This is a genomic window from Pseudomonas silesiensis (assembly GCF_001661075.1).
In the GTDB taxonomy this organism is placed as follows: domain Bacteria; phylum Pseudomonadota; class Gammaproteobacteria; order Pseudomonadales; family Pseudomonadaceae; genus Aquipseudomonas; species Aquipseudomonas silesiensis.
In genome coordinates this window covers 6,483,727-6,509,943 of record NZ_CP014870.1, presented here as the reverse complement: position 1 = coordinate 6,509,943, position 26,217 = coordinate 6,483,727, and the positions used below count along the sequence as shown (strand labels likewise).

The following is a 26,217-nucleotide window of genomic DNA, read 5'->3' as shown; positions in this document are numbered from 1 at the left end:
GTGCATTGCGCACAACCCCGGGGGGTGTGAGCCCTTCGGGGTTTTTTTGTGCGTGTGAATCAGTCGGTTCGGCGGTGCGGCATTCGCGAGCAAGCTCGCTCCCACATTGGATCTTCGGCGAACACAGCTTTTGTGTACGACAAAAATCCCTGTGGGAGCGAGCTTGCTCGCGAAGAGGCCGGTGAAGCCGACGAAGATCTCAGGCAGGAATAGCGCGCTTAGGCAAATACGGCGGCAAATACAGCCCCAGGTACGCATCAAACACCCGCATCCCTTCCTCCGCCATGCGTGGCGTGATCTGCCCATGCTGCTGCACCGAGCGCGCATAGACCCGATCCCCAAGCTCCATGGCCAACGCAAACACATCGACATCGTTCGGCAGCCTCGGCAGTTCAAAATGATGATCGAACAACTTGTGCATCAGGTCTCCGAGCTCGATGTCGTGCTGGCGGTCGGCCTGGGTCACTTCGGTCAGGCCGTGCTGGGCGAGGATCAGTTGCCGGGCTGCGGCGTCTTCGCTGTAGATCTCGAGCATGCGCTGTTCCACCAGCCGTGACAGGTCGCGCCAGCCATTGAGGGCTTCATGGTCGATGGGCGCTTGCAGGCACGCGCGGAAGGCGGCGTGGACATCGGCGGTCAGGGCTTCAAGCAGGGCCGGGACGCTGGCGAAGAAGTGGTAGACGGAGGAGGGCGGGATCTCCGCGCGCTCCGCGACGCTGTAGATCGACAGACTGGCCACGCCCTCGGCAGCCAGCAGCGTGCGGGCGGCATCGAGTATCGAATCGATCCGGGCCTGGCTGCGGGCGCGGGGTTTGCGTGGGGTGGCGAGTCGGGTCATTGAAGTCTCCTGCGGGGCAGGGGGCATTGTACGAGCAGGGTTGTGTGTTGTCTGCCCGGACGCCATCGTGAGCAAGCTCGCTCCCACAGGGGATTTGCGTCGTACACAAATACCATCTTCGCTGGAGATTAACTGTGTGCGAGCTTGCTCGCGATCCGCCAAAGGCGGCCATAAAAAAACGCCGTTAGCTTTATTAGCTAACGGCGTTGTTTTTTACTGCAACCGCTTACACGGTATGCAGGTACCAGTTGTACTCAAGGTCGGAGATGGAGTGTTCAAACTCCTCCAGCTCGCTCTCCTTGCAGGCGACAAAGATATCGATGTATTTCGGATCGATGTACTTGGCCATGACTTCGCTGTCGTCCAGCTCGCGCAGTGCATCGCGCAGGTTGTTCGGCAGGCTTTGCTCGTTCTGCTCGTAGCTGTTGCCTTCGACCGGTGCGCCCGGCTCGATCTTGTTGGTCAGGCCGTGATGCACGCCCGCCAGGACCGAAGCCATCAGGAGGTAAGGGTTGGCATCGGCGCCGGCCACACGGTGTTCGATGCGCACGGCATCGGAGGAGCCGGTCGGGACGCGGATCGCCACGGTGCGGTTGTCCAGGCCCCAGCACGGCGAGTTCGGCACGTAGAACTGTGCGCCGAAACGACGGTAGGAGTTGACGTTCGGGCAGAGAAAAGCCATCTGCGCCGGTAGGGTCTCGAGCACACCGCCGATCGCGTGACGCAGTGCGGCGTTCTGCTCGGGATCCTCGCTGGCAAAAATATTCTTGCCGTCTCTGTCGAGAATCGAGATGTGGACGTGCAGACCGTTGCCCGCCTGGCCCGGATAAGGCTTGGCCATGAAGGTGGTGTCCATCTCATGGTCGTAGGCGATGTTCTTGATCAGACGCTTGAGCAAAACCGCGTAGTCGCAGGCCTTGATCGGGTCGGCCACGTGGTGCAGGTTCACTTCGAACTGCGCCGGGGCACTTTCCTTGACGATGGCGTCGGCCGGGATGCCTTGCTCCTTCGCACCTTCCAGGATGTCCTGGAGGCAGTCGACGTATTCGTCGAGGTCGTCGATCAGGTACACCTGAGTCGAGTGCGGGCGTTTGCCGGAGATCGGCGAGCGCGGCGGCTGTGGACGGCCGTTCACGTTTTCCTGGTCGATCAGGTAGAACTCCAGTTCGAACGCGGCGCAGATGGTCAGGCCCATCTCGTCGAACTTGGTAACAACTTGGCGCAGGACTTCACGGGGATCCGCGAAGAAAGGTTCACCTTCGAGTTCGTGCATGGTCATCAGCAGTTGCGCGGTAGGGCGCTTCTGCCAAGGCTCGTTGCACAGGGTGTCAGGGATTGGATAGCAGATTCGGTCAGCATCGCCGATGTCCAGGCCCAGGCCGGTGCTTTCCACCGTCGAGCCATTGATATCCAGAGCAAATAGAGAGGCCGGCAGGTTGATGCCTTTCTCGTAAACCTTGTGGAGACTGGTGCGTTCAATGCGCTTGCCGCGCACCACACCATTCATATCCGCAATCAGAAGGTCAACGTACAGAACCTCAGGATGTTCCTTAAGGAACGCGTTCGCTTCGTTAAGCTGAACGGCACGCGGGGGTACCGACATGATGCAACACCTTTGTTGTTAAAAATATCAATCATTGATCTCTTCGGTTTCCAGTCAACCCGAACGGCATGCCGAAGTCAAGTCAGGCCTTTTTTGCCCTTAAAAAGCGCTCGTAGGGCTTTTTTGAGGCAATTTGGGGCGTTTTTATGCCTTTGAGCACTTTGCCATCCGCGCGCTTGAGCGGGCCGTGTTGTATTTTTTACGGGGGTGTTGTGTAAAAAAATGAACAAGGCTAAGCTCGATTCAAACCCATAACAGCAATAATACCGGGGTGCTTCATGTCTCGCCTGCCGTTAATCGGCGTCACCTTCTGCTCCGGGCAGAACGGTCTGCATGCTTATCACATCAGTGGCGACACGTACGTCCGCGCCGCAGCCTTGGCGGCCAAGGGCATGCTGGCGAGCTTTCCATCCCTGGCGGCTTTGCCGGTCCCGTCCGATATTCTGGACGGCCTGGACGACATTCTCTTTACCGGCTCTCTTTCTAATATAGAACCCTTTCGTGCTGGCGGCTCGGCCAATGTGTCGGTGACTGCTCATGATTCTGCACGCGCAACTACGCTCTCGTTGACCCGCGACTTTGTCGAGGCGGGCCTTTGTGCGCGGCCCTTGCAGTGGCAATCTGTACCAAGCGACGCCGATGCGTCAAACAACGCCTGACTTATAAGAGTCAGGAAACTCAGCCTAAGAGGCATTTATGAGTCACAACCTCGACCAGCTCACCGATTGGTTGAAAGACCACAAGATCACAGAAGTCGAATGCATGATCGCCGACTTGACCGGGATCACCCGGGGCAAGATTTCGCCGACCAACAAGTTCATTGCCGAAAAAGGCATGCGCCTGCCCGAGAGCGTTCTGTTGCAGACCGTGACCGGCGACTATGTCGAAGACGACATCTATTACGAACTGCTCGATCCGGCCGACATCGACATGATCTGTCGGCCGGACGCGAATGCGGTGTTTCTGGTGCCATGGGCCATCGAGCCGACCGCCCAGGTGATCCACGACACCTACGACAAGCAAGGCAACCCGATCGAACTGTCGCCGCGCAACGTGCTCAAGAAGGTCCTGAAACTCTACGCCGACCACGGTTGGCAGCCGATCGTCGCGCCGGAAATGGAGTTCTACCTGACCAAGCGCAGCGAGGACCCGGACTATCCGCTGCAACCGCCGATTGGCCGTTCCGGCCGCCCGGAAACCGGTCGCCAGTCGTTCTCCATCGAGGCGGCGAACGAGTTCGATCCGCTGTTCGAAGACGTCTACGACTGGTGCGAACTGCAGGAGCTGGACCTCGACACGCTGATCCACGAGGACGGCACCGCACAGATGGAAATCAACTTCCGTCACGGCGATGCCCTGTCCCTGGCCGACCAGATCCTGGTGTTCAAGCGCACCATGCGCGAGGCCGCACTCAAGCACGACGTGGCGGCCACTTTCATGGCCAAACCGATGACCGGCGAGCCGGGCAGCGCGATGCACTTGCACCAGAGCATCATCGACATCGAGACCGGCAAGAACGTCTTCTCCAATGCAGACGGGACCATGAGCCAGCTGTTCCTGAACCACATCGGTGGCTTGCAGAAACTGATTCCCGAGCTGTTGCCGCTGTTCGCCCCGAACGTCAACTCGTTCCGCCGCTTCCTGCCGGACACCTCGGCGCCGGTGAACGTGGAGTGGGGCGAAGAGAACCGCACCGTGGGCCTGCGGGTTCCGGATGCGGGGCCGCAAAACCGTCGGGTGGAAAACCGCCTGCCGGGCGCAGACGCCAACCCGTACCTGGCCATCGCCGCGAGCCTGCTCTGCGGTTACATCGGCATGGTCGAAGGCCTGAACCCGAGTGCGCCGGTGGTGGGGCGCGGCTATGAACGCCGCAACCTGCGCCTGCCACTGACCATCGAAGACGCGCTCGAGCGCATGGAAAACAGCGCGACCATCGAGAAATACCTGGGCAAGAAATTCATCACTGGCTACGTCGCGGTCAAGCGGGCCGAGCATGAAAACTTCAAGCGCGTGATCAGTTCCTGGGAGCGGGAATTCCTGCTCTTTGCCGTCTGATGCGCCGGGCGCGGCGGGAAATTGCCGCGCCCTTCACTATAAAATCTTAGGAGAGTTCGCATGACCAGCAACAACCCGCAAACCCGTGAATGGCAAACCCTGAGCAACGATCATCACCTGGCCCCGTTCAGCGATTTCAAGCAGCTGAAAGAAAAAGGCCCGCGGATCATCACCAGCGCCAAGGGCGTTTACCTCTGGGACAGCGAAGGCAACAAGATCCTCGACGGCATGGCCGGCCTGTGGTGCGTAGCGATCGGCTACGGTCGCGACGAACTGGCCGATGCCGCCAGCAAGCAGATGCGCGAACTGCCTTATTACAACCTGTTCTTCCAGACCGCTCACCCGCCGGTGCTGGAACTGGCCAAGGCCATCGCCGACATCGCCCCTGAAGGCATGAATCATGTGTTCTTCACCGGTTCCGGCTCCGAAGGCAACGACACCATGTTGCGTATGGTCCGCCACTATTGGGCGATCAAGGGCCAGCCGAAGAAGAAGGTCATCATCAGCCGCAAGAACGGCTATCACGGTTCCACCGTGGCCGGCGCGAGCCTGGGCGGCATGACCTACATGCACGAGCAGGGCGACTTGCCGATCCCGGGCATCGTCCATATCGCCCAGCCGTACTGGTTCGGTGAAGGTGGCGACATGACCCCGGACGAGTTCGGTACCTGGGCCGCCAATCAGCTGGAAGAGAAGATTCTGGAAGTCGGCGTCGACAACGTCGGGGCCTTTATTGCCGAGCCGATCCAGGGTGCCGGCGGCGTGATCATTCCGCCAGACACCTACTGGCCGCGCATCAAGGAAATCCTCGCCAAGTACGACATCCTGTTCGTGGCGGACGAAGTGATCTGTGGTTTTGGCCGCACCGGTGAGTGGTTCGGTACCGATTTCTACGGCCTCAGGCCCGACATGATGACCATCGCCAAAGGCCTGACCTCCGGCTATATCCCGATGGGTGGCCTGATCGTGCGCGACGAAGTGGTGGCGGTGCTCAACGAAGGTGGCGATTTCAACCATGGCTTCACCTATTCCGGGCACCCGGTCGCTGCTGCGGTGGCCCTGGAAAACATCCGCATCCTGCGCGAAGAAAAAATTGTCGAGCGCGTTCATGCAGAAACGGCACCCTATTTGCAGAAACGTCTGCGGGAACTGAGCGATCACCCGTTGGTGGGGGAAGTGCGCGGAGTCGGTCTGTTGGGGGCCATCGAACTGGTTCAGGACAAGGCCACTCGCAAACGTTACGAGGGCAAGGGCGTTGGCATGATCTGCCGCACGTTCTGCTTCGAAAACGGCCTGATCATGCGCGCCGTGGGCGACACCATGATCATCGCTCCGCCATTGGTGATTACACCGGCTGAAATCGATGAGCTGGTAACAAAGGCACGCAAGTGTCTGGACCTGACCCTGAGTGCGTTGCAGGGCTAAGTGCTAGGCTCTGAGCGGGGTGTGAAGCGTGCACTTCGCTCAGTGCAAACAAAGGATGGGTATTTCCTTGAAAGCCTGCCTTGGATCTTGCCAGACTACCGCTTGTCCGGACGCCCGGGAAAGGCCGCCGGCTCTTGGTTAACAAGAACGTGGCTAAAAAGAAAAATTGGAGCATTACCCATGAAGGCATTAGGTATGAAGATCGCTGGCAAGACCCTCCTCGCCATGTCCCTGATGGGCGTGATGGCAGGCGCAGTTCAGGCGGATGACAAGGTTCTTCACGTATACAACTGGTCCGATTACATCGCACCGGATACCGTCAAGAAGTTTGAAGCCGAGTCGGGGATCAAGGTTGTCTACGACGTATTCGACAGTAACGAAACCCTGGAAGCCAAGTTGCTGGCAGGCAAGTCCGGCTACGACATCGTCGTACCGTCGAACAACTTCCTGGCCAAGCAGATCAAGGCTGGCGTTTACCAGAAGCTGGACAAGTCCAAGTTGCCCAACTGGAAGAACCTGAACCCCGACCTGCTTAAAGCGGTCTCGGTCAGCGACCCGGGCAACGAACACGCCTTCCCTTACATGTGGGGTTCGATCGGTATTGGCTTCAACGCCGAGAAGGTCAAGGCGGCACTGGGTGCCGATGCGCCGACCAACTCCTGGGACTTGCTGTTCAAACCTGAAAACGCCGCGAAGTTGAAGTCGTGCGGTATCAGTTTCCTCGATTCGCCCACCGAGATGATTCCGGTGGCGTTGCACTACCTGGGCTATCCAACCGACAGCCAGGACAAAAAACAATTGGCTGAAGCAGAAGCATTGTTCCTGAAGATTCGTCCTTCGGTAGGCTACTTCCACTCGTCCAAGTACATCTCCGACCTGGCCAACGGCAACATCTGCGTCGCCGTCGGTTACTCGGGTGACATCTACCAGGCGAAGGCTCGCGCTGCTGAAGCCGGTGACAAGGTCAAGGTCAGCTACAACATTCCGAAAGAAGGTGCGGGCAGCTTCTATGACATGGTCGCCATCCCTAAGGATGCCGAAAACGTCGAGGGCGCCTACAAGTTCATGACCTTCCTGCAGAAGCCGGAAATCATGGCTGAAATCACCAACGCCGTGCGCTTCCCGAACGGTAACGCGGCGGCCACCGCATTGGTCGATAAAGACATTACTGCAGACCCGGGCATCTACCCGCCGGCCGACGTGCTGGCAAAGCTGTACGCGATTGCCGACTTGCCGGCCGCGACCCAGCGGATCCTGACTCGCAGCTGGACCAAGATCAAATCCGGTAAGTAAGTAACCCTCTGTAGGAGCGAGCTTGCTCGCGATGAACCTGAGAACCCCGCGGGGTGTCAGGCGCACAACGTTATCGTTGACGACCATCGCGAGCAATCGAGCGTCGACCGGCTGCTCCTACAAGGTCGTATTTGTATAAAAGTTTTGCTGGAACGGTTTTTCGAGGGTAAGTTGCGCGCCGGTTTTGTTGCCGGGCAGCCACGGCTGTCATGTAACGCGGGGCAACTTGGGCCCAACTCATTTTAGAGGACCTCCACTTGCCTATTTTTTCTTTGTTGCGCAATGCCTTGCTGGTCGGCGCCGGACTGACGATGGCCGTCGGTGTCCAGGCGGCCGGTACCGTGCATATTTATAACTGGTCGGATTACATCGGCGAGACCACCCTGGTCGACTTCCAGAAAGAGACCGGGATCAAGCCGGTGTATGACGTGTTCGACTCCAACGAAACCCTGGAAGGCAAGTTGCTGGCCGGGCGTACCGGGTATGACGTGGTGGTGCCGTCCAACCACTTCCTTGGCAAGCAGATCAAGGCCGGCGCGTTCCAGAAACTCGACAAGAAGCAGCTGACCAACTATTCCAACCTCGACCCGGTGTTGCTCAAGCGCCTGGAAGAGAACGATCCGGGCAACCAGTACGCCGTGCCGTATCTGTGGGGCACCAACGGCATCGGCTACAACGTTGACAAGGTCAAGGCGGTGCTGGGCCTGGACAAGATCGACTCCTGGGATGTGGTGTTCGAGCCGCAGAACATCAAGAAACTGCACAGCTGCGGTGTAGCGTTTCTCGACTCCGCCGATGAAATGATGCCCACCGTCCTCAACTACATGGGACTCAACGCCAACAGTACCAACCCCGAAGACTATAAAAAGGCCGAAGCCAAGTTGCTCGCGGTGCGACCTTACGTGACCTATTTCCACTCTTCCAAATACATCGCCGACCTGGCTAACGGCGATATTTGCGTGGCCATCGGTTTTTCCGGCGACATGATCCAGGCCAAGGCCCGGGCGGCTGAAGCCGGCAAAGGCATGAACATCGCCTACTCGATTCCCAAGGAAGGCGGCGCGCTGTGGTTCGACATGTTGGCAATCCCCAAGGATGCGGCCAACGTGAAGGAAGCCCACGCGTTCATCAACTATTTGCTGAAACCGGAGGTGATCGCCCAGGTCAGTGATTATGTCGGCTACGCCAACCCGAACCCCGGGTCGGACACCTTGATGGAGCAGTCGATTCGCACCGACGAGTCGGTTTATCCACCGCAGGCAGTCCTCGACAAGACGTACGTGTCCATCGAGTTACCGCCCAATATTCAACGTTTGATGACCCGCAGCTGGACCAAGGTCAAGTCGGGTAAATAGCTGCAAGGCTCAGGCTATCCAAGGTTCGCTCATCTGGGCGAACTGCAATTTTTGTTGGGAGTTTCGTAAATGGCAGTTGCCTCCGGCGCCTATAAGAAAGCCCTCGAGGGCGACCAGACACCTAAACAGGTGCTGGTCAAAATCGACCGGGTCACGAAGAAGTTCGACGAGACGATTGCCGTGGACGATGTGTCCCTGGAAATCAAGAAAGGCGAGATTTTCGCCCTGCTCGGCGGTTCGGGATCGGGCAAATCCACGTTGCTGCGTATGCTCGCAGGCTTCGAACGGCCCACGGAGGGGCGCATTTTCCTCGATGGCGTAGACATCACCGACATGCCGCCCTACGAGCGGCCGATCAACATGATGTTTCAGTCCTACGCCTTGTTCCCGCACATGACCGTGGCGCAGAACATCGCCTTCGGTCTCAAGCAGGATAAAATCCCCGCAGCTGAAGTCGATGCCCGTGTCGCGGACATGCTCAAGCTGGTTCAGATGACGCAATACGCCAAGCGCAAGCCGCATCAGTTGTCCGGCGGCCAGCGTCAGCGTGTGGCCCTGGCGCGTTCCCTGGCCAAGCGACCGAAGCTGTTGCTGCTCGACGAACCGATGGGTGCCCTGGACAAGAAGCTGCGTTCGCAAATGCAGCTTGAGCTGGTCGAGATCATCGAGCGCGTCGGCGTGACCTGCGTCATGGTGACCCACGACCAGGAAGAGGCCATGACCATGGCCGAGCGCATCGCGATCATGCACCTGGGCTGGATCGCCCAGATCGGCAGCCCGATCGACATCTACGAAACCCCGACCAGCCGTCTGGTCTGCGAGTTCATCGGCAACGTCAACATCTTCGACGGCGAAGTGGTGGACGACGCCGAAGGCCATGCGCTGATCACCTGCAAGGATCTGGACCGCAATATCTACGTCGGTCACGGCATCAGCACCTCGGTGCAGGACAAGTCGGTCACCTACGCGATCCGGCCGGAAAAACTGCTGGTGACACCGACCATGCCAACCTGCGAATACAACTGGTCCAGCGGCAAGGTGCACGATATCGCCTACCTGGGCGGTCACTCGGTGTTCCACGTCGAGTTGCCGAGCGGCAAGATCGTCCAGTCTTTCGTGGCCAACGCCGAGCGCCGCGGTCAACGCCCAACCTGGGGTGACCAGGTGTATGTGTATTGGGAAGACGACAGCGGCGTGGTACTTCGCTCATGAACATGCGCAAATTCAAACGCCGCCTCAATCGAATAATTCCCGGTGGCCGCCAGTTGGTCATCGGGGTTCCCTTCATCTGGCTGTTCCTGTTCTTCATGTTGCCGTTCTTCATCGTGTTGAAGATCAGCTTCGCCGAAGCCGACGTGGCCATTCCGCCGTACACCGAGATCTACAGCTACCTCGACCAAAAGCTGCAGTTGCTGCTTAACCTGAGCAACTACGCGATGCTGGCCGACGACGAGTTGTACATCGCCGCTTACCTCGGCTCGTTGAAGATGGCGCTGATCAGTACCGTCCTCTGTCTGCTGATCGGTTACCCGATGGCCTACGCCATTGCCAGTGCCCGCAAAGAGATGCAAACGGTGCTGGTGCTGCTGATCATGATGCCGACCTGGACCGCGATCCTGATCCGCGTTTATGCGTGGATGGGCATCCTCAGCAACAACGGTCTGCTCAATGGCTTCCTGATGACCATGGGCTGGATCGACGAACCGCTGCAGATTCTCAACACCAACCTCGCCGTGTACATCGGTGTGGTGTATTCGTACCTGCCCTTCATGATCCTGCCGCTTTACGCCAACCTGGTGAAACACGACAACAGCCTGCTGGAGGCCGCGTCCGACCTGGGTTCGAGCACCTTCAACAGCTTCTGGAAGATCACCATTCCACTGTCCAAGAACGGCATCATCGCGGGCTGCATGCTGGTGTTCATCCCGGTCGTGGGCGAGTTCGTGATCCCGGAACTGCTCGGTGGTCCGGAAACACTGATGATCGGTAAAGTGCTGTGGCAAGAGTTCTTCAACAACCGTGACTGGCCGGTGGCCTCCGCCCTGGCGGTGGTCATGCTGCTGATCCTGATTGTGCCGATCATTCTGTTCAACCGTAGCCAGGCCAAAGAAATGGAGGGCAAGGAATGAAACGCTTCCGTTTCTCAAGTTTCATGCTGATAGCAGGTTTGCTGTTTATCTACGCGCCGATGCTGATCCTGGTGATCTACTCGTTCAACGCCTCGAAACTGGTGACGGTCTGGGGCGGCTGGTCGATCAAGTGGTACGTCGGGTTGATGGACAACACCCAACTGATGGGCTCGGTGGTGCGCTCGCTGGAAATCGCCTGCTACACGGCGGTGGCGGCGGTGGCACTGGGGACCCTGGCGGCGTTTGTGCTGACCCGTATCACCCACTTCAAGGGGCGTACGCTGTTCGGTGGCCTGGTCACCGCGCCTTTGGTGATGCCGGAAGTGATCACCGGTCTGTCGCTGTTGCTGCTGTTCGTGGCGATGGCGCAGATGATCGGTTGGCCACAGGAGCGGGGCATCATCACTATCTGGATCGCTCACACCACGTTCTGTGCGGCGTATGTGGCGGTGGTGGTGTCGGCGCGCTTGCGTGAACTGGACCTGTCCATCGAAGAGGCGGCGATGGATCTCGGGGCGCGGCCGTGGAAGGTGTTCTTCCTGATCACCATCCCGATGATCGCGCCATCGCTGGGGGCGGGCGGCATGATGTCGTTTGCCCTGTCGCTGGATGACCTGGTGTTGGCGAGCTTCGTGTCGGGGCCGGGTTCGACCACCTTGCCGATGGAAGTGTTCTCGGCGGTGCGCCTGGGGGTCAAACCGGAGATCAACGCCGTGGCCAGCCTGATTCTGCTGGCGGTCTCGCTGATGACGTTCCTGGTCTGGTTCTTCAGTCGCCGTGCCGAAGAAAGTCGCAAGCGTGCGATTCAGCAGGCGATCGAGGAGGGCGCTGCCGACTCCTGGAGACAACCGGACGCGCGTCGCGCGCAGCAGGCGCCGGAGGCGGTTTGAGCCTGATGTCGGGTTGACCACCCCGGTGTGGCCAACCCGATCTCCTGTAGGAGCGAGCTTGCTCCGGGCGGCGTTCCGACGATGGACGTTAACGATGACGAGGACTTCCTGGATGAACGCGGCGCTCTGAAGTCCATCGCGAGCAAGCTCGCTCCTACAGGGTTCTAGGAAACCCAAGGCGACTTGCGGATAATCTCGACAAAATTCATCGGCCTGAACCCCGGCTCACAGTCCACCAGCACATCCGCATTCACGGTCCCGAACGTAGTGTCCGGCTTGTGTTTGAAGCCATTGGTAAAGGCACACAAGATGCACTCCTTGAATCCTTCACCCCGTGGATGCGCATGCACCACCGCCTCACGCTGCGCAGTCGGGAACGCGGCATAGTCGATACCCAGTACATCCATTTCAACCCCCGCCGTGACCAGCGCCACATTGGGCCGCAAATGTTGCGGCACGCCCGGCGTGGTGTGCAGGGCAATCGACAACCACACCTGCTCGATATCATCGTTCGATAAACCGTAAGGCTGCAGAAACGCTTTGGCGGCGTTGGCGCTGTCGACTTCAAAGCGATCGTCGTCACTGCGATGACCTTCCACCAACCCCAGGTCATGGAACATCGCACCGACGTACAGCAACTCGGGGTTGTAGGCCAGTTGCTTGCGTTCGCCGCTCAGTGCGCCGAATAAAAACACCCGGCGCGAGTGGTGGTACAGCAGATCCGACTCGACGTCGCGAATGTATTCGGTGGTGGCCTTGGCCAGGGCGCTGTCGGGGATGCTGATACCGGCGATGGTGCTGCTCATGGGGGCTTTCCTCGTGCAGAACGCCGTGGCGGCGCTAATGGATCAAGTCTGTTCCGGGACCCCGAACCGGACAATCGATCCATGGCTGCGATCCTTGCCAATGAACAGCCATATCGCGCCAGCCTCGCTTGTTGCATGCGGATTGGCTAGGGTTGGCGAAGTCGGTCGGTCAATCGCAACCCTGTGGGAGCGAGCTTGCTCGCGATAGCGGTGTGTCAGTCAATATTGATGTTGAATGCACTACCGTCATCGCGAGCAAGCTCGCTCCCACAAGGTTTTGTGTTTGTCTCAGCTACGTGATCAACCCATCGAGGGCGTTTTGAACCATGCAGAAAACCGTCGCCATCGTGGTGTTTTCCGGCGTCCAGTCCCTGGACGTCACCGGCCCCATGGATGTGTTCTGCGAAGCCAATCGTTTCCTGGCGCCGCAAGATCACTATCGCCTGGAAGTGATCGGTGTCGAGCGCGGGGTAATCGCCTGTTCCAACGGTTTGTCGCTCAATGCCCATCGGCATTTCAGCGAGGCGCTGCAGGCCTATGACCTGCTGCTGGTGGCCGGTGGGCCGCAGTTGCCGTTCATGAATTTCGGTGCGGCATTCGATGCCTGGCTGCGCGATGCCAGTGCGTCGGCGCAACGTTTTGGCTCGATCTGCAACGGCGCATTCATCCTCGCCCGGGCCGGCTTGCTCGATGGAAGAGCGGTGACCACCCATTGGGGCGATGCGGCGGCACTGGCTGCGTTATGCCCTTCGACCCGGGTCGAGGCCGATCACCTGTACGTGCAGGATGGCGAGTTGTATACCTCGGCGGGGGTCACGGCGGGGATCGATTTGTCGTTGTTCCTGTTGGGTCGGGACCATGGGCCGGAAGTGGCCCTGAGCGTGGCCAAGCGGCTGGTGGTATTCACTCAACGCTCGGGTGGGCAATCGCAGTTCAGCCCATTCCTCATGCCTCACGCCGAACCGACCTCGGCGGTGGCGCTGGTCCAGCATTACGTGCTGGCCAATCTCACCGGCGACCTGACGATTGCCGACCTGGCCAACGCCGCCAACATGAGCGCCCGCAACTTTTCCCGGGTGTTTGCCAGGGAGGCGAAAATCACCCCGGCGGAATTCGTCGAACGGGCGCGAGTGGATGCGGCGCGGGTACTGCTTGAAAGCACCCATTCGCCGCTCAAGACCGTGGCCTATCAGTGCGGATTTCGCGATGCCCAGCATATGCGCAACGTGTTCAACCGCCGGCTTGGGGTGACGCCGCAGCAGTTCAGGCTGAATTTTGCGGCGGTGGTTTGAATTGGGATTGTTGTTGCCTGCCAGGGCCCCCTCGCGGGTAAGCCTCGCTCCTACAGATCATGTTTCGATCGTGAGATAACCACTAACCTGTAGGAGCGAGGCTTGCCCGCGAAGACGTCAGCCCGGGCAACAAAAATCTATCGCGCAGCCCGCGCGGGCAACAGCTTCAATGTGCTGCGGGTGTTGGCGGTAACTTCCTCGTCGTTGATGTAAGCCTGGAAATACACCCCCTCAATATACGCCTCCGCCTGGTCATCAAAATGCCTGTCAAACGGCACACCACTCTGGCCAACCGGGTTGACGGTCAGGCTGTGGGCCGGGTCGGCGAAGTCGATCAGGCGCCGGGTCGACGGCCCGTAGGTCACCGGCCACGGTGCCGGGCCGATTTTGGAGGAGAGGTTGTTCGGCACTTCGTGCGCACCGGGAGCGGCGAACGGGCCGACGTTGAAGACCTTATCCAGCGGCTTCTGCTGCCCCAGTGGATGGCCATGGGTCAGGGTGTGCGCCTTGCCCCACTGCCATTGCGCGAAATCCGCTCCCAGGGTGGTCTTGAGGTGAGCGAGGCTCGCCTGCCAGGCCACCTTGACCGTATCGGCGCGGGTTTCCTTGCCGAGGGTATTGCGGTTGTCCCACCACGGCGAATCAGCGGTTGCCGCCAGGCGCGGCAATGCAGCGTCGATTACTCGGGTCGAGAGCAGCGTTTCGAAGAAATCATTGCCCAGTTCATCGTGCATCGACGCGTCAGCCAGGTTGAACAGGAACTGGTTGAACAGCGTGGCGCTGGTGGAGTCGAGCGGATAATCGCCTGTCCACCGGGCCAGTTGCTCCACCAGTTTGAGTTCGGCCGGATCGCTCACCACTTCACGCAGTACCGGCAACAACGGCGCGAGCAAGCGCGGGCCGTAGGCGGTGGTCGTACCCAGTTGCAGCTTCTGGCTGGCGGCCAGATCCCACTTGATGCTTTTGTCGCTGAGCTGGCGATTGAGCTGCTGACCGCGATCGGCAGGGTTGTAGTAACCGGGAATCTCCATCCCGGTGGGCGATGTCGGCTGGAAGTTGGCCGAGACGATATAGCCGCGTGCCGGGTTCTCTTCCTGCGGGTTGGCACTGAACGGGTGGAAGCCGTCCTTGTCCGCTTCGGCGGTGCTGCCGTCGAGGATGAACCACGGCCGCACACCCGCCGGACGTTTCGGCAACTGCGCCGCCGCCCACCAGCCGATATCGCCCCTGGCATTGGCCCAGACGATGTTCAGGCCCGGCGCCTGGACCTTGGCGGCGGCAGTGCGCGCCTTGGCCAGGGTGTCGGCGCGGTTGAGCTGGTAGAAACCTTCGATGATCGGATTCTGGCTTTCGAGAAAGCCCCACCACATGGCGATCGGCGTTTTGCCGACGCTGTTGCCCAGTGCATCGTTGACGATCGGACCGTGGGGCGACTGACGCAGCACCAGCGTCACGGGCGCCTGGCCCTTGACCGCGATCTGCTGTTCGCTGCTCACCATGTCGACCCACTTGCCGCGATACCACACCTGATTCGGGTTCTGCGGATTGACCTTCTCGGCGATCAGATCCAGGTCATCGTTCTGGAACATGGTGATGCTCCAGCCGAAGTCGCGGTTCATCCCGAGGGAGGCGAACGGCATCAATGCCTGGTAATGGCCGTAGAGCTCGAAGCCCGGTGCCGAAAGCTGCGCTTCATACCACACCGACGGCGCGGAAAAGCGGATATGCGGATCACCGGCCAACAGCGGCTTGCCACTTTGGGTACGGTTGCCGGAGACCACCCAGGCGTTGCTGCCCTCGTATTGCGGCAGACCGTTGTCGGCCATTGCCTGTTCGCTGAGACGGGCGAGGGCGTTGAGATCTTTCCAGTCGGCGCTGGCCAGGGACGGCACGGTGCCGCCGGGCGTCTTCGCCAGCACGCCTTTGGGCTGCCAGTCGAGATCGAAGACATTCAGGTAATGGGCCCCCAGCTGGTCGCGCACGTAAGTCAGCAGGGGCTCGGTGCGAAACGCCGCGGCAAAACTGTAGGCCATGTACCCGGCGATGCTGATGGTGTCCTGGGCGGTGAACGGACGCTTGGCGATACCCAGTACATCGAACTCCACGGGTTTTGCATGGCTGTCCTGATACTGGTTGATGCCGTCCAGATAGGCTTGCATGGCGATGAAGGCCGGCGACTGTTGGTCCATGTTCGCCAGGTAGGTTTCGGCCCGTTCGCGGATGCGCAGGCTGCGCATCAGCTTGTCGGTATCGAGCAATTTGGGCCCCAGCACCTCGGCCAGTTCCCCGCGAGCGAGGCGGCGCAGGACTTCCATCTGAAACAGCCGATCCTGGGCGTGCACGTACCCGAGGGCGCGGTACAGGTCCGGTTCGTTTTCCGCGCGGATGTGCGGGATACCGCGCTCGTCGTAGCGCACGGTGACCGAACCTTTCAGGTGTTGCAGTTCGACCATGCCCTGGCGTGTCGGCTGCTTGCTGTACACGTACCAGCCAGCGCCCGCGGCGAGCGCGACAATCAGCAGGGCGAGGGCGGTCAGGCTACGTTTCATGGTGATTCCTTGTTGTTATGAGTGGCAGCAGTTCCCTGGCGCCACTGTTTAACACGGCTCGGCAAATCGGCCCATCGCCCTTAGGAGGGATTCGTATTGCGGGGTTTTTCCTACTTCGTTGGATCGACAGGCCACGGGCAGTAACACCCCACTGCCAACGTGTGCGTGGCGTCGACTGTTCGACCCTGGTTCAACGCCTGCAGGATCGGCTCGATAAAACTGTTATTGGAATTGCAGGTCAGGCCTTCGCTGTACGGGCCGAAGTACGCCAGCTTGCCGCTGCGATCCCAGATCGCCACGGCCGGGCTGGCGGGGATCTGTTCGGAGCCTGGCAGGAGGTCGATGGTTTTCAGACTGCTTAAGGTGCTCGGCAACTGTCCGTGGCTGCCGGGCTTTTGTACCGAGTAGAACTCCACGCCCTGGGGGCCATATTGCTCGACCAGTTCGCCAAGGTGTTGCTGATTGCCGACATTGCATGGGCAGGCCGGGTCCCAGAAGTGCACCAGGCGGATGGCGCCGGGGCCGGCGAGGTTATCGGGCAGGCGCAAGGGGTCGCCGGAAAACACGGCGGTGTGCGAACTGAACGCGCGCAGGTAGCGTCCCTGAAACCAGTCATAAGCGGCCCAAAGCACTCCGGCACACACGAGGGCGAGCAGGCAGGCAAGCAGTGGGGCGCGGTAGGGCGAACGCATGGGTTTCAATCCTCGAAGGTCGCCCAGCTTGCCATGCTTGCCGCGACAGATGAATATCGCAGGCCCATAAACGCCGTTTCATGTGCTGGAATCGTCCATGTCTGCCACTTTCGACCCCGATCATCTGCGTGCCGGTTTGCGGCCCTTGGCTGAAGCGCAGCCGCTGTCGGTGGAAGCGTTGGCCTACCAGCGTTTCTACGGGCTGGATTTTCCGGGGCGGGACCTGCGCAACGGCCTGGGTCGTTTCGAGGTGGATGGTTATGAGGTGGTCTGCCAGTTCTGGTGGCCGCCGCAGGCCAGGGCGACGCTGTTTTTGTTCCACGGCTTTTATGATCACACCGGGCTCTACCGACATGTGATCGAGTGGGCGCTGGACCAGGGGTTCGCCGTGATTGCCTGCGACTTGCCAGGGCATGGCCTGTCCAGCGGCGAGCGCGCCAGCATCAAGGATTTCGCCGAGTATCAGGACACGCTGCAAGGCTTGTTCGCCGAGGCGCGCGCCCTCGATCTGCCGCAACCTTGGCACCTGTGCGGGCAAAGCACAGGCGGTGCGATCGTGATCGATCATGTGCTCAATGCGGGGGCGAGCAGTCCGGCGCAAGGGCAGGTGATCCTGCTGTCGCCATTAGTGCGACCACGGGCCTGGGGCTGGTCGCAAGTGAGTTATTACCTGCTCAAGCCTTTTGTCAAAGCCATCGCCCGGCGCTTCAGCGAAAATTCCAACGACCCGGATTTCTTGCCGTTTTTGCAGGCTGATCCGCTGCAGCCGCTACGTTTGCCGACTGCCTGGGTCGGTGCGCTGGCGCGGTGGATCAAGCGTATCGAAGCCGCGCCGGGCAGCACGCGGCGGCCGCTGATTGTGCAGGGGCAGGCGGATATGACGGTGGATTGGCAGCATAACCTTGCCGTGTTGAAGGCCAAGTTTGATCGGCCGCAGGTGTTGATGCTGCCGGAGGCGCGGCATCATCTGGCGAATGAGACGCTGGCGTTGCGGGGGGAGTATTTCGGGTTTTTGAGCAAGCGGGTCAAGGGCAGGAATCTTTAGCGCCTGCAAGGGCCCCTTCGCGGGCAAGCCCGCTCCCACAGTGTTTAGTGTTAGCCCACCATTTTGTGATCGACACAAAAACCTGTGGGAGCGGGCTTGCCCGCGAAGGGGCCCTTGCAGGCGCCAGAGATCATTGGCGAAGCGTGGAGGTATCCTGCCCCACCGCCAGCCCCGCCCGAATCGCCGCCAACGCCGCCTTGTAATAAGCCTGGCCTTCCGCCGACTCGGCAAAGGTGGCGAACTCCTCCAGCTCGTTATCCGACAGATCACGATAGACATACAGCAGCGTGTTGTTCAAATCGCTGCCGATCTGTTCCATCAAGCGCTCGCGCTGCCCGTTCAACATGCCTTGCGCCTGACCACCGCCGAGCAGGCCGGGGATCATCGAGCTCAGGCTGTCGGCCGCGACACCGGCAATCGCCAGGCTGACTTCGGCGCCGGCCTCGCGCGCGGGCAGGGCCTGGGCCAGGTGGCCGATGATCAGCAGGCGGCTGTCACTGGCCTGCATCTTCGGTAAACCCTTGGCGTTTTTTGCCAGTTGGTCGCGACGGGTCGCCAGCAGTTCGGCGGCAACGATTTTTTTGCCCAGGGGCGACTGGAAAAACGTCAGCGCCGGTTTCGGGTCGGCGAGGGTCTTGCGCAGTTGTGCTTCGGCGCGCTGGTCCACGGCCTTGGGGGAAAAGCGTTGATTGCTGTTGTTGACCAGCGCCTGGAACACCGCCGGCGGCAGGCTGTTCTGGTAGCGCTGCTGTGCGGCTGAAAGAGCGTCGTTGAAATGCGCGCGTTGTTCTGGCCAGCCGGCGACCTTGTACAACTGGTCGTGGCCGTCTGCCCAGGCGGGCATAACGCAGAACATCAGCAGTGAGAAAAGCAAACGACGCATAGGGGCTCCTGTCGGCAGGCGACTATTCTCCGTGGGGCATGGGTACTTGTCGAGAATTCGTATCAACCCGCTGCGTGGCTCTGTCGGATTTTCAGGCACAGGAATACTATGCGCGCCATGCAAATACCCTCTGATCACCCACTGCTGTTACGTATCGTCGACGACCTGGCCGAGCGCGGCTGGTCGCAGCAGAATATTTTCCTGCCACTGGGTCTGACCCGGGAACTGGCGGCCGAGTGCCGTAAACGTGCGGCCGAGGGTGAACTGGCCCCGGCCGCCGTGGGCCGCGGGCCGACATCGGAGGTTCGCGAGGGCATTCGCGGCGACCATATCCAGTGGATCGAGCCAGGGCAGGCACTGGCTTGCGACAGTTATCTGGTGCTGATGGACAGCCTGCGCGAGGCGATGAATCGCGGCTTGTACCTGGGCCTGGAGGATTTCGAAAGCCATTTTGCCCTGTATCCGCCCGGTGCCTTCTACCTCAAGCACCTCGACCGCTTCCGCGACGACGACCGGCGCATGGTCTCGGCGGTGGTTTACCTCAATGACGACTGGCTGCCCGAGCACGGCGGTCAGCTGCGCATGTACCTGGATGAGGGGGTCGAATACGATGTGGTGCCTGTCGGCGGATGCCTGGTGGTGTTCCTGTCGGGTGAGGTGCCACACGAAGTCCTGCCCGCGATGCGAGAGCGCCTGTCGTTGACCGGCTGGTTCCGGCGTCGCGGCAACGAGCCGTTCTGATCATGCAGAAAATTCTGGTAAGCCGTTGCCTGCTGGGTCACCGCGTACGTTACGACGGCGGGGCCAGTGGGCCATTCGATCAGCTCCAGCAGTGGCTTGACGAAGGTCGGGTCGTGCCGTTGTGTCCGGAGGTTGCGGGTGGGTTGCCGACGCCCAGGGCGGCAGCGGAAATTCCGGGCGGGCAGGGGGGTGAGGTGCTGGATGGACAGGCTTCAGTGATCACCACCGAGGGCGCGGATGTCAGTGCGCAGTTTCTCTCGGGGGCTAATCAAGCGCTGGCGCTGGTGCAACGGCACGGCATCCGCATTGCCGTGCTCAAGGCCAACAGCCCTTCGTGCGGGAATCTGTTGACCTACGACGGGACATTCAGTGGTGTGAAGGTCAGCGGTGAAGGCGTCACCGCGGCGTTGCTCAAACGCCATGGCGTGCAAGTTTTCAGTGAGCTGGAGTTGTCTGAAGCCGCTGCCGCCCTGGCAGCGCTCGACTAACGACCTATACAAAACCACTGTGGGAGCGAGCTTGCTCGCGATGGCGACCTGACATTCAACAACAATGTCGGCTGGTATGGCCCCATCGCGAGCAAGCTCGCACCCACAGGTTTATCTTTCGCTTCAGATATCCAGAGATTCAGGGTTTGGGCGCCATGCTCGTATTCGCCCCAAACCACTTCTGCTCCAGCGCCTCCAATCGCCCATCCGCCTTGATCCGCTGCAGTGCATTCTCCAGGCTGGCGTGAAACGCCGGGTTGCCCTTCTGGAACGGAATCGCCAGGCCCACCGCCGGCGCGGCTTTGGGTTTTTCTTCCGTCAGGGACTGCACCAACAGAATCGAGCGCGGTTGCTCGTCTTTCTGCGCGATCAATTGCGCATCCGTGTGAATGTAAGGTGCGCTGAAGTCGAAACGATCCTTGAGATCCGGGGTCATTGCTATGTGGTTGATGGCGATGTCGTACTTGCCGCTTTCGACACCGGCCAGCATGTCGCCGGAATCGGTAATGACGAAATCGGACCGCACATCCAGTTCCTGGGCCAACAACTGGCCCAATTCGACTTCGAAGCCCGTCAGTTTGCCGTCGTCCTTGAAATTGAAGGGTGGTGTATTAGCCTCAAGGGCAATGCGCAATTCGCCACGGTCGTTTACATCGTCAATCAGTTCGGCATGAGCCAAGGGGCTCAAAAGGGGTAGCAGGCAGATCAGGCCAGGCAAAAAACGCATGGTCACTCCTTTGAATTCATTATCGCGATGCTCTGGGTCAGGCTCGCTTTGCTATGGTTGTCGAGAGCCTTCGACAACGAATGGCCGTGAAGTTGTCATGGCCGCACCCATTTTATGGAAAAACTGGAGAAGAGAATGAAAACCTTTATGTCACGAGCAGCATTGGCTGGCCTGTTGATGGGCGTTTCGGTGCTGGCCAGTGCTGCTACGCCAGCGCCGAAAGGTGCCGAAGTGTCCATCGTTTCTCCTGCAGACGGAGCCACGGTTCCGCGAACCGTCGTCGTCAAGTTCGCTGTCGAGAACATTGCGCTGGCCCCGGCGGGTGATGTCACCAAGAACACCGGTCATCACCACTTGCTGATCGATGTCGATGAACTGCCAGCCGCCGGTGCGCCGATCCCCAACGATGCCAACCACCTGCATTTCGGCAAGGCGCAGACCCAGGCTGAAGTAACGCTGACGCCGGGCAAGCACACCTTGCAACTGGAGCTGGGCGATAGCGGCCACATGCCGTTCGATCCGCCGATCGTCTCGGAGAAAATCACCGTCAACGTCAAGTAACCTTAGTTGCGCCCATGAAAAAGGAGACCCTAAGGTCTCCTTTTTTTATCACTCAAGTCACTATCAGAACAATACACGGCAACGAATGGTGCCGTTGATGTGCTGCAGCTTCTCTTGGGCCATTTCCGAGTAGTCGGCATCGACGTCGATCACGACGTAACCGACTTTCTCGTTGGTCTGCAGGAACTGACCGGAAATGTTGATGCCGTTTTCGGCGAAGACCTTGTTGATCTCGCTCATCACACCCGGAATGTTTTCGTGGATGTGCAGCAGGCGGTGCTTGCCAGGGTGAGCCGGCAGGGCCACTTCCGGGAAGTTCACCGACGATACCGAGGTACCGTTGTCGCTGTACTTGACCAGTTTTTCTGCCACTTCCAGACCGATGTTGGCTTGCGCTTCAGCAGTGGAACCGCCGATGTGCGGGGTCAGGATCACGTTGTCCAGGCCACGCAGCGGGCTTTCGAACTCTTCGTCGTTGGAGCGTGGCTCCACCGGGAACACGTCGATGGCCGCGCCGATCAGGTGCTTGTCCTTGATCGCGTCCGCCAGGGCTTGCAATTCGACCACGGTGCCGCGAGCGGCGTTGATCAGGATCCCGCCCTTCTTGATGGCACGGATTTCCTTCTCGCCGATCATCCACTGGGTCGCCGCGGTTTCCGGAACGTGCAGGGTGACGATGTCGGACATGCCCAGCAGTTCGGTCAGGCTCGCCACCTGGGTAGCGTTGCCCAGGGGCAGCTTGGTCACGGTGTCGTAGAAATACACCTGCATGCCCAGGCCTTCGGCCAGGACCGACAGTTGGGTACCGATCGAGCCGTAACCGACGATGCCCAGCTTCTTGCCGCGGATTTCGAAGGAGTTGGCCGCGCTCTTGATCCAGCCGCCACGGTGGCAGGAAGCGTTCTTCTCGGGAATGCCGCGCAGCAACAGGATCGCTTCGGCCAGCACCAGCTCGGCAACGGAACGCGTGTTGGAGTACGGCGCGTTGAACACCGCGATCCCGCGTTCGCGAGCCGCGTTCAGGTCAACCTGGTTGGTGCCGATGCAGAAACAACCTACAGCGACGAGCTTCTTCGCCTGATCGAAGATCTCTTCGGTCAGTTGAGTGCGCGAGCGAATGCCGATGAAGTGAGCATCAGCGATCTTTTCCTTGAGCTGGGCTTCCGGCAGAGAACCTGTGAGGTACTCGATGCTGGTGTAGCCCGCCGCCTTGAGGACGTCGACAGCCGATTGGTGGACGCCTTCGAGAAGAAGGAACTTGATCTTGCTCTTATCGAGAGAAGTCTTGCTCATCTGCGTAAACCTGTATCCCGGAGAAAATTGGCAGGGAAGTAGCCAGCAGACGCTGACCCGAGCGGCAAGAAAGCCGTCGCCGCAGAACAGCCGTTGGGCACTCTCCTGCGGGGTCGGTATGCTAGCATAAGCGCCCCGCTAAACACCCATTCCTGCGACGTGAAGCGTTCTCAGGATGACCATGAATTGTTCGAGAGTTCTGTCGATGACCAATCCTGCCCTGATTGATGAGCTGAAGACCCTGGTTGAGCCTGGCAAGGTGCTGACCGACGCCGACTCCCTGAATGCTTACGGCAAGGATTGGACCAAGCATTTCGCCCCGGCCCCGACGGCCATCGTGTTTCCCAAGACCATCGAGCAGGTCCAGGCCGTTGTGCGCTGGGCCAATGAGCGCAAGGTGGCGCTGGTGCCGTCCGGTGGGCGCACCGGGTTGTCCGCGGCTGCCGTGGCGGCGAATGGCGAAGTGGTCGTGTCCTTCGACTATATGAACCGGATTCTCGACGTGAACCTGACCGACCGCACCGCCGTCTGCCAGCCGGGCGTGGTCACCGAACATTTGCAGAACGTGGCTGAAGAAAAAGGCCTGTACTACCCGGTGGACTTCGCTTCCGCAGGTTCCAGCCAGATTGGCGGCAATATCGGCACCAATGCCGGCGGGATCAAGGTCATTCGCTACGGCATGACCCGCAATTGGGTCGCCGGCATGAAAGTCGTGACCGGCAAGGGCGATCTGCTGGAGCTGAACAAGGACCTGATCAAGAACGCCACCGGCTACGACCTGCGTCAGTTGTTCATCGGCGCTGAAGGCACCCTCGGTTTTGTGGTCGAAGCGACGATGCGCCTGGACCGTGCGCCGAAAAACCTCACTGCCATGGTCCTGGGCACCGCCGATTTCGATTCGATCATGCCGGTGCTGCACGCCTTCCAGAGCAAGCTCGACCTGACCGCATTCGAATTCTTCTCCGACAAGGCCTTGGCAAAAGTCATGGGTCGTGGTGACGTGCCGGCGCCGTTCGAGACCGATTGCCCGTTCTACGCACTGCTGGAATTCGAAGCGACCACCGAAGAGGTGGCCAACCTGGCCCTGGAAACCTTCGAGCACTGCGTCGAGCAGGGTTGGGTGCTGGACGGGGTCATGAGCCAGAGCGAGACCCAGCTGCAGAACCTGTGGAAACTGCGCGAATACATCTCCGAGACCATCTCCCACTGGACGCCGTACAAGAACGACATTTCAGTCACTGTGTCGAAAGTGCCGGCGTTCCTGAAGGAAATAGACGCGATCGTCGGTGAACACTACCCGGACTTCGAGATCGTCTGGTTCGGCCACATCGGCGACGGCAACCTGCACCTGAACATCCTCAAGCCGGAAAACCTGAGCAAGGACGAGTTCTTCGCCAAGTGCGCGACCGTCAACAAGTGGGTGTTCGAGACCGTCGAGAAGTACAACGGCTCGATTTCCGCCGAGCATGGCGTGGGCATGACCAAGCGTGATTACTTGACCTATAGTCGTTCGCCGGTTGAGATCGAGTACATGAAAGCCGTCAAAGCGGTGTTCGACCCGAACGGGGTCATGAACCCGGGCAAGATTTTCGCTGTTTGATACTTCGAACTGTAAGAGCACGAATCAGGAGTCGGTAATGAGCTATCAGCACCAGTATGTCGACGGTACGCGCATTCACTTCCCTTTGGGGAAGGTGGTGTGCATCGGCCGTAACTACGCCGAACACGCCAAGGAACTGGACAACCCGGTGCCTACAGAACCCTTGCTGTTCATCAAGCCGGGCAGTTGCGTCGTGTCGCTGGAAGGCAGTTTCAGCATTCCGACCGAGCGTGGCTCGGTGCATTATGAAGCGGAAATCGCGGTGTTGATCGGCAAGCCGTTGTCGACCACGCCAAACCGTGAAGAAGTGCTCGACGCCATCTCCGGCTTCGCCCCGGCCCTGGACCTGACCCTGCGCGACAAGCAGGCCGAGCTCAAAGCCAAGGGCCTGCCCTGGGAAATCGCCAAGTCCTTCGACGGGGCGGCGGTGATTGCACCGTTCGTGTCCGGCAGCACCTTTGCCGACCTGACCGACATCGGTATTCGCCTGACCATCAATGGCGAAGTGCGCCAGGATGGCAACAGCAAGGACATGCTCAATCCGATCGTGCCGATGATCCAGTACATGGCTGGCTGCTTCTCGTTGCAGGCCGGTGACGTGATCCTCACTGGCACGCCGGTGGGCGTTGGTCCGCTGAATGTTGGTGACGAACTGGTGCTGGAACTGCCGGGCGCCAGCAGCTTCACCAGCAGCGTCCGCTAAACCGACGCATCCCCCCTGTAGGAGCAAGCTCGCTCCTACAGGGGGGGATCGCGCCCGCGCGGGGCTTTCCCGCCATTTCCCGTTTTTTTCACATCTTGTCTGGTTGATTCCGGGCCGTGCGGCGTCTGAGCCGAGCCCATTTGTGCTATTACCCTTGGCCTGAATTTCTGGAACGCTGCCTCGATGCCGACACAACCGCTGACCACCCTCAAACCTGCCCGCCGCCCACGCTTTTTCATGCGCTGGTATGCCTGGCTGTTACTCGTGGTCGCCGCCGCGTATGGCCTCGCATTCGCGATGCATTGGGATGACCGTGGCGTGCTCTGGGTGCTGGAGCGTTTCCAAAGCCCTGCTGAGCGCCAGGAGAGTGTCTGGTTACCGGACTACCGCGCAGTGATCGACGCCAAGGTGCTGCCGGGCATGGAGAAGGACGAGGCTTCCGACCTGGCCTACGACCCGCAGACCAAAACCCTGTTTTCGGTCATGGGCAATAAACCTTTCCTGGTCGAGCTGACCTTGCAGGGCGATGTCCTGCGCAAAATGCCCCTGGTGGGCTGGAGCAATCCGGAAGGGGTGACCGCGATGGGCAATGGTCTGCTGGCCATAGTCGATGAACGCAATCACCTGCTCTCCATCGTCAAGGTCGATGCCGATACCCGTGAACTGAATATCGCCGACTTCCCGAAATACGACCTCGGCCCGTCGAAAAACCAGAACAAGGCCTTCGAGGCGGTCGCCTGGGATCCGCGCAAGCAGCAGTTGCTGCTGGGGGAAGAGCGTCCACCGGCGCTGTTCAGCTGGAGCAGCGATGGCAGCCAGACTCTCACGGGCGACAAGCAGAAAATCGCCAGCGATGAATTGGATATCCGCAACCTGTCGGCCCTGGCCATTGACCCGCGCACCGGCCACACCCTGGTGTTGTCCGCCGATTCTCATCTGTTGCTGGAACTTGACGAGAAGGGCGAGCAGGTCAGCTTCGTGACCCTGCTGGGTGGCTTCAATGGCTTGAAGAAGACCATTCCGCGCGCTGAAGGCGTCACCATGGATGAGGCAGGCACGCTGTATATGGTGAGCGAACCGAACCTGTTCTACCGCTTCGAAAAGCAGCGCTGAACTGCCGAGGCTGCGATTTTTTGACGTTGCATTCAAGATCAAAAGATCGCGGCCTGCGCCAGCCCCGACCCGATTGAATGCATAGGTTGTGGTGTAAGGCCACTGGCCATTAAGCTTCAATTCAGACTGCCATGGT

At 59.9% G+C, this 26,217-nt stretch carries 23 protein-coding genes and 1 pseudogene; 16 read left to right on the top strand and 8 right to left on the bottom strand.

Annotated elements, in window-relative coordinates; genetic code table 11:
• Window positions 1-199: 199 nt before the first annotated feature.
• The gene (locus PMA3_RS28910; RefSeq protein ID WP_064680333.1) at window positions 200-838 is read right to left on the bottom strand and encodes a TetR/AcrR family transcriptional regulator; all 639 of its coding nucleotides are present in this window, start codon (window positions 836-838) and stop codon (window positions 200-202) included.
• A 226-nt stretch (window positions 839-1,064) separates the two neighbouring features.
• Window positions 1,065-2,441 carry a glutamine synthetase family protein gene (locus tag PMA3_RS28905; RefSeq protein WP_054616983.1) on the bottom strand — a complete coding sequence of 459 codons (1,377 nt, stop codon included), beginning with the start codon at window positions 2,439-2,441 and terminating at the stop codon, window positions 1,065-1,067.
• 278 nt (window positions 2,442-2,719) lie between these two features.
• Here PMA3_RS28905 and PMA3_RS28900 point away from each other — a divergent pair.
• The 8 genes and pseudogenes from PMA3_RS28900 to PMA3_RS28865 all read left to right on the top strand — a co-directional run.
• Window positions 2,720-3,037, top strand: a pseudogene (locus PMA3_RS28900) (gamma-glutamyl-gamma-aminobutyrate hydrolase family protein); the annotation flags it as partial.
• A gap of 100 nt (window positions 3,038-3,137) precedes the next feature.
• Entirely contained in the window at window positions 3,138-4,496 is a 1,359-nt protein-coding gene (locus PMA3_RS28895; protein ID WP_064680331.1) for a glutamine synthetase family protein, read from the top strand.
• A gap of 60 nt (window positions 4,497-4,556) precedes the next feature.
• On the top strand, window positions 4,557-5,921 hold the full coding sequence (locus PMA3_RS28890) for an aspartate aminotransferase family protein (RefSeq protein ID WP_064680330.1): 1,365 nt from the start codon (window positions 4,557-4,559) through the stop codon (window positions 5,919-5,921).
• A 195-nt stretch (window positions 5,922-6,116) separates the two neighbouring features.
• Window positions 6,117-7,214: a polyamine ABC transporter substrate-binding protein gene (locus tag PMA3_RS28885; RefSeq protein ID WP_064680329.1), complete on the top strand. Its 1,098-nt coding sequence runs from the start codon at window positions 6,117-6,119 to the stop codon at window positions 7,212-7,214.
• Window positions 7,215-7,471: 257 nt separating this feature from the next.
• The gene (locus tag PMA3_RS28880; protein ID WP_064680328.1) at window positions 7,472-8,569 is read left to right on the top strand and encodes a polyamine ABC transporter substrate-binding protein; all 1,098 of its coding nucleotides are present in this window, start codon (window positions 7,472-7,474) and stop codon (window positions 8,567-8,569) included.
• A gap of 69 nt (window positions 8,570-8,638) precedes the next feature.
• Window positions 8,639-9,781: an ABC transporter ATP-binding protein gene (locus PMA3_RS28875; protein ID WP_064680327.1), complete on the top strand. Its 1,143-nt coding sequence runs from the start codon at window positions 8,639-8,641 to the stop codon at window positions 9,779-9,781.
• The gene (locus PMA3_RS28870; RefSeq protein ID WP_064680326.1) at window positions 9,778-10,698 is read left to right on the top strand and encodes an ABC transporter permease subunit; all 921 of its coding nucleotides are present in this window, start codon (window positions 9,778-9,780) and stop codon (window positions 10,696-10,698) included. The genes PMA3_RS28875 and PMA3_RS28870 overlap by 4 nt, the downstream gene beginning before the upstream one ends.
• Window positions 10,695-11,588 carry an ABC transporter permease subunit gene (locus tag PMA3_RS28865; protein WP_064680325.1) on the top strand — a complete coding sequence of 298 codons (894 nt, stop codon included), beginning with the start codon at window positions 10,695-10,697 and terminating at the stop codon, window positions 11,586-11,588. The genes PMA3_RS28870 and PMA3_RS28865 overlap by 4 nt, the downstream gene beginning before the upstream one ends.
• Before the next feature lie 164 nt (window positions 11,589-11,752).
• Here PMA3_RS28865 and PMA3_RS28860 read toward each other — a convergent pair whose 3' ends face one another.
• On the bottom strand, window positions 11,753-12,394 hold the full coding sequence (locus tag PMA3_RS28860) for an HD domain-containing protein (protein ID WP_064680324.1): 642 nt from the start codon (window positions 12,392-12,394) through the stop codon (window positions 11,753-11,755).
• A 326-nt stretch (window positions 12,395-12,720) separates the two neighbouring features.
• Between PMA3_RS28860 and PMA3_RS28855 the strand changes: the two genes are divergently transcribed.
• Window positions 12,721-13,686 carry a GlxA family transcriptional regulator gene (locus tag PMA3_RS28855; protein WP_064680323.1) on the top strand — a complete coding sequence of 322 codons (966 nt, stop codon included), beginning with the start codon at window positions 12,721-12,723 and terminating at the stop codon, window positions 13,684-13,686.
• A gap of 137 nt (window positions 13,687-13,823) precedes the next feature.
• Here PMA3_RS28855 and PMA3_RS28850 read toward each other — a convergent pair whose 3' ends face one another.
• Both PMA3_RS28850 and PMA3_RS28845 read right to left on the bottom strand, forming a co-directional pair.
• A complete protein-coding gene (locus tag PMA3_RS28850; protein ID WP_064680322.1) occupies window positions 13,824-16,235 on the bottom strand; it encodes a penicillin acylase family protein in 2,412 nt (803 codons plus the stop codon).
• A gap of 110 nt (window positions 16,236-16,345) precedes the next feature.
• Entirely contained in the window at window positions 16,346-16,927 is a 582-nt protein-coding gene (locus PMA3_RS28845; protein WP_064680321.1) for a DUF6436 domain-containing protein, read from the bottom strand.
• Between the two features lie 97 nt (window positions 16,928-17,024).
• Here PMA3_RS28845 and bipL point away from each other — a divergent pair, with 97 nt between their 5' ends.
• Window positions 17,025-17,972, top strand: coding sequence for a phospholipase BipL (gene bipL / locus PMA3_RS28840; RefSeq protein WP_064680320.1), 948 nt, complete (start codon window positions 17,025-17,027; stop codon window positions 17,970-17,972).
• Window positions 17,973-18,102: 130 nt separating this feature from the next.
• Here the strand turns inward: bipL and PMA3_RS28835 are convergent, their stop codons facing one another.
• Entirely contained in the window at window positions 18,103-18,855 is a 753-nt protein-coding gene (locus PMA3_RS28835) for a DUF2059 domain-containing protein (RefSeq protein WP_064680319.1), read from the bottom strand.
• Between the two features lie 108 nt (window positions 18,856-18,963).
• Between PMA3_RS28835 and PMA3_RS28830 the strand changes: the two genes are divergently transcribed.
• Together PMA3_RS28830 and PMA3_RS28825 are read left to right on the top strand one after the other, a co-directional pair.
• The gene (locus PMA3_RS28830) at window positions 18,964-19,596 is read left to right on the top strand and encodes a 2OG-Fe(II) oxygenase (RefSeq protein WP_064680318.1); all 633 of its coding nucleotides are present in this window, start codon (window positions 18,964-18,966) and stop codon (window positions 19,594-19,596) included.
• A gap of 2 nt (window positions 19,597-19,598) precedes the next feature.
• Window positions 19,599-20,084 (top strand): 2-thiouracil desulfurase family protein, encoded by a 486-nt coding sequence (locus tag PMA3_RS28825; RefSeq protein WP_064680317.1) that lies wholly within the window; start codon window positions 19,599-19,601, stop codon window positions 20,082-20,084.
• A gap of 139 nt (window positions 20,085-20,223) precedes the next feature.
• On the opposite strand, the gene PMA3_RS28820 is transcribed toward PMA3_RS28825, so the two are convergent.
• A complete protein-coding gene (locus PMA3_RS28820; RefSeq protein ID WP_064680316.1) occupies window positions 20,224-20,811 on the bottom strand; it encodes a transporter substrate-binding domain-containing protein in 588 nt (195 codons plus the stop codon).
• Window positions 20,812-20,946: 135 nt separating this feature from the next.
• Here PMA3_RS28820 and PMA3_RS28815 point away from each other — a divergent pair, with 135 nt between their 5' ends.
• Window positions 20,947-21,372 carry a DUF4399 domain-containing protein gene (locus tag PMA3_RS28815; RefSeq protein ID WP_064680315.1) on the top strand — a complete coding sequence of 142 codons (426 nt, stop codon included), beginning with the start codon at window positions 20,947-20,949 and terminating at the stop codon, window positions 21,370-21,372.
• Between the two features lie 63 nt (window positions 21,373-21,435).
• Here PMA3_RS28815 and serA read toward each other — a convergent pair whose 3' ends face one another.
• On the bottom strand, window positions 21,436-22,665 hold the full coding sequence (gene serA / locus PMA3_RS28810; RefSeq protein ID WP_064680314.1) for a phosphoglycerate dehydrogenase: 1,230 nt from the start codon (window positions 22,663-22,665) through the stop codon (window positions 21,436-21,438).
• 205 nt (window positions 22,666-22,870) lie between these two features.
• Between serA and PMA3_RS28805 the strand changes: the two genes are divergently transcribed.
• From PMA3_RS28805 to PMA3_RS28795, 3 genes are all read left to right on the top strand, one after another.
• Entirely contained in the window at window positions 22,871-24,265 is a 1,395-nt protein-coding gene (locus PMA3_RS28805) for an FAD-binding oxidoreductase (protein ID WP_064680313.1), read from the top strand.
• Between the two features lie 37 nt (window positions 24,266-24,302).
• The gene (locus PMA3_RS28800) at window positions 24,303-24,968 is read left to right on the top strand and encodes a fumarylacetoacetate hydrolase family protein (RefSeq protein WP_064680312.1); all 666 of its coding nucleotides are present in this window, start codon (window positions 24,303-24,305) and stop codon (window positions 24,966-24,968) included.
• 183 nt (window positions 24,969-25,151) lie between these two features.
• The gene (locus tag PMA3_RS28795; protein WP_064680311.1) at window positions 25,152-26,081 is read left to right on the top strand and encodes an SdiA-regulated domain-containing protein; all 930 of its coding nucleotides are present in this window, start codon (window positions 25,152-25,154) and stop codon (window positions 26,079-26,081) included.
• Window positions 26,082-26,217: the final 136 nt, after the last annotated feature.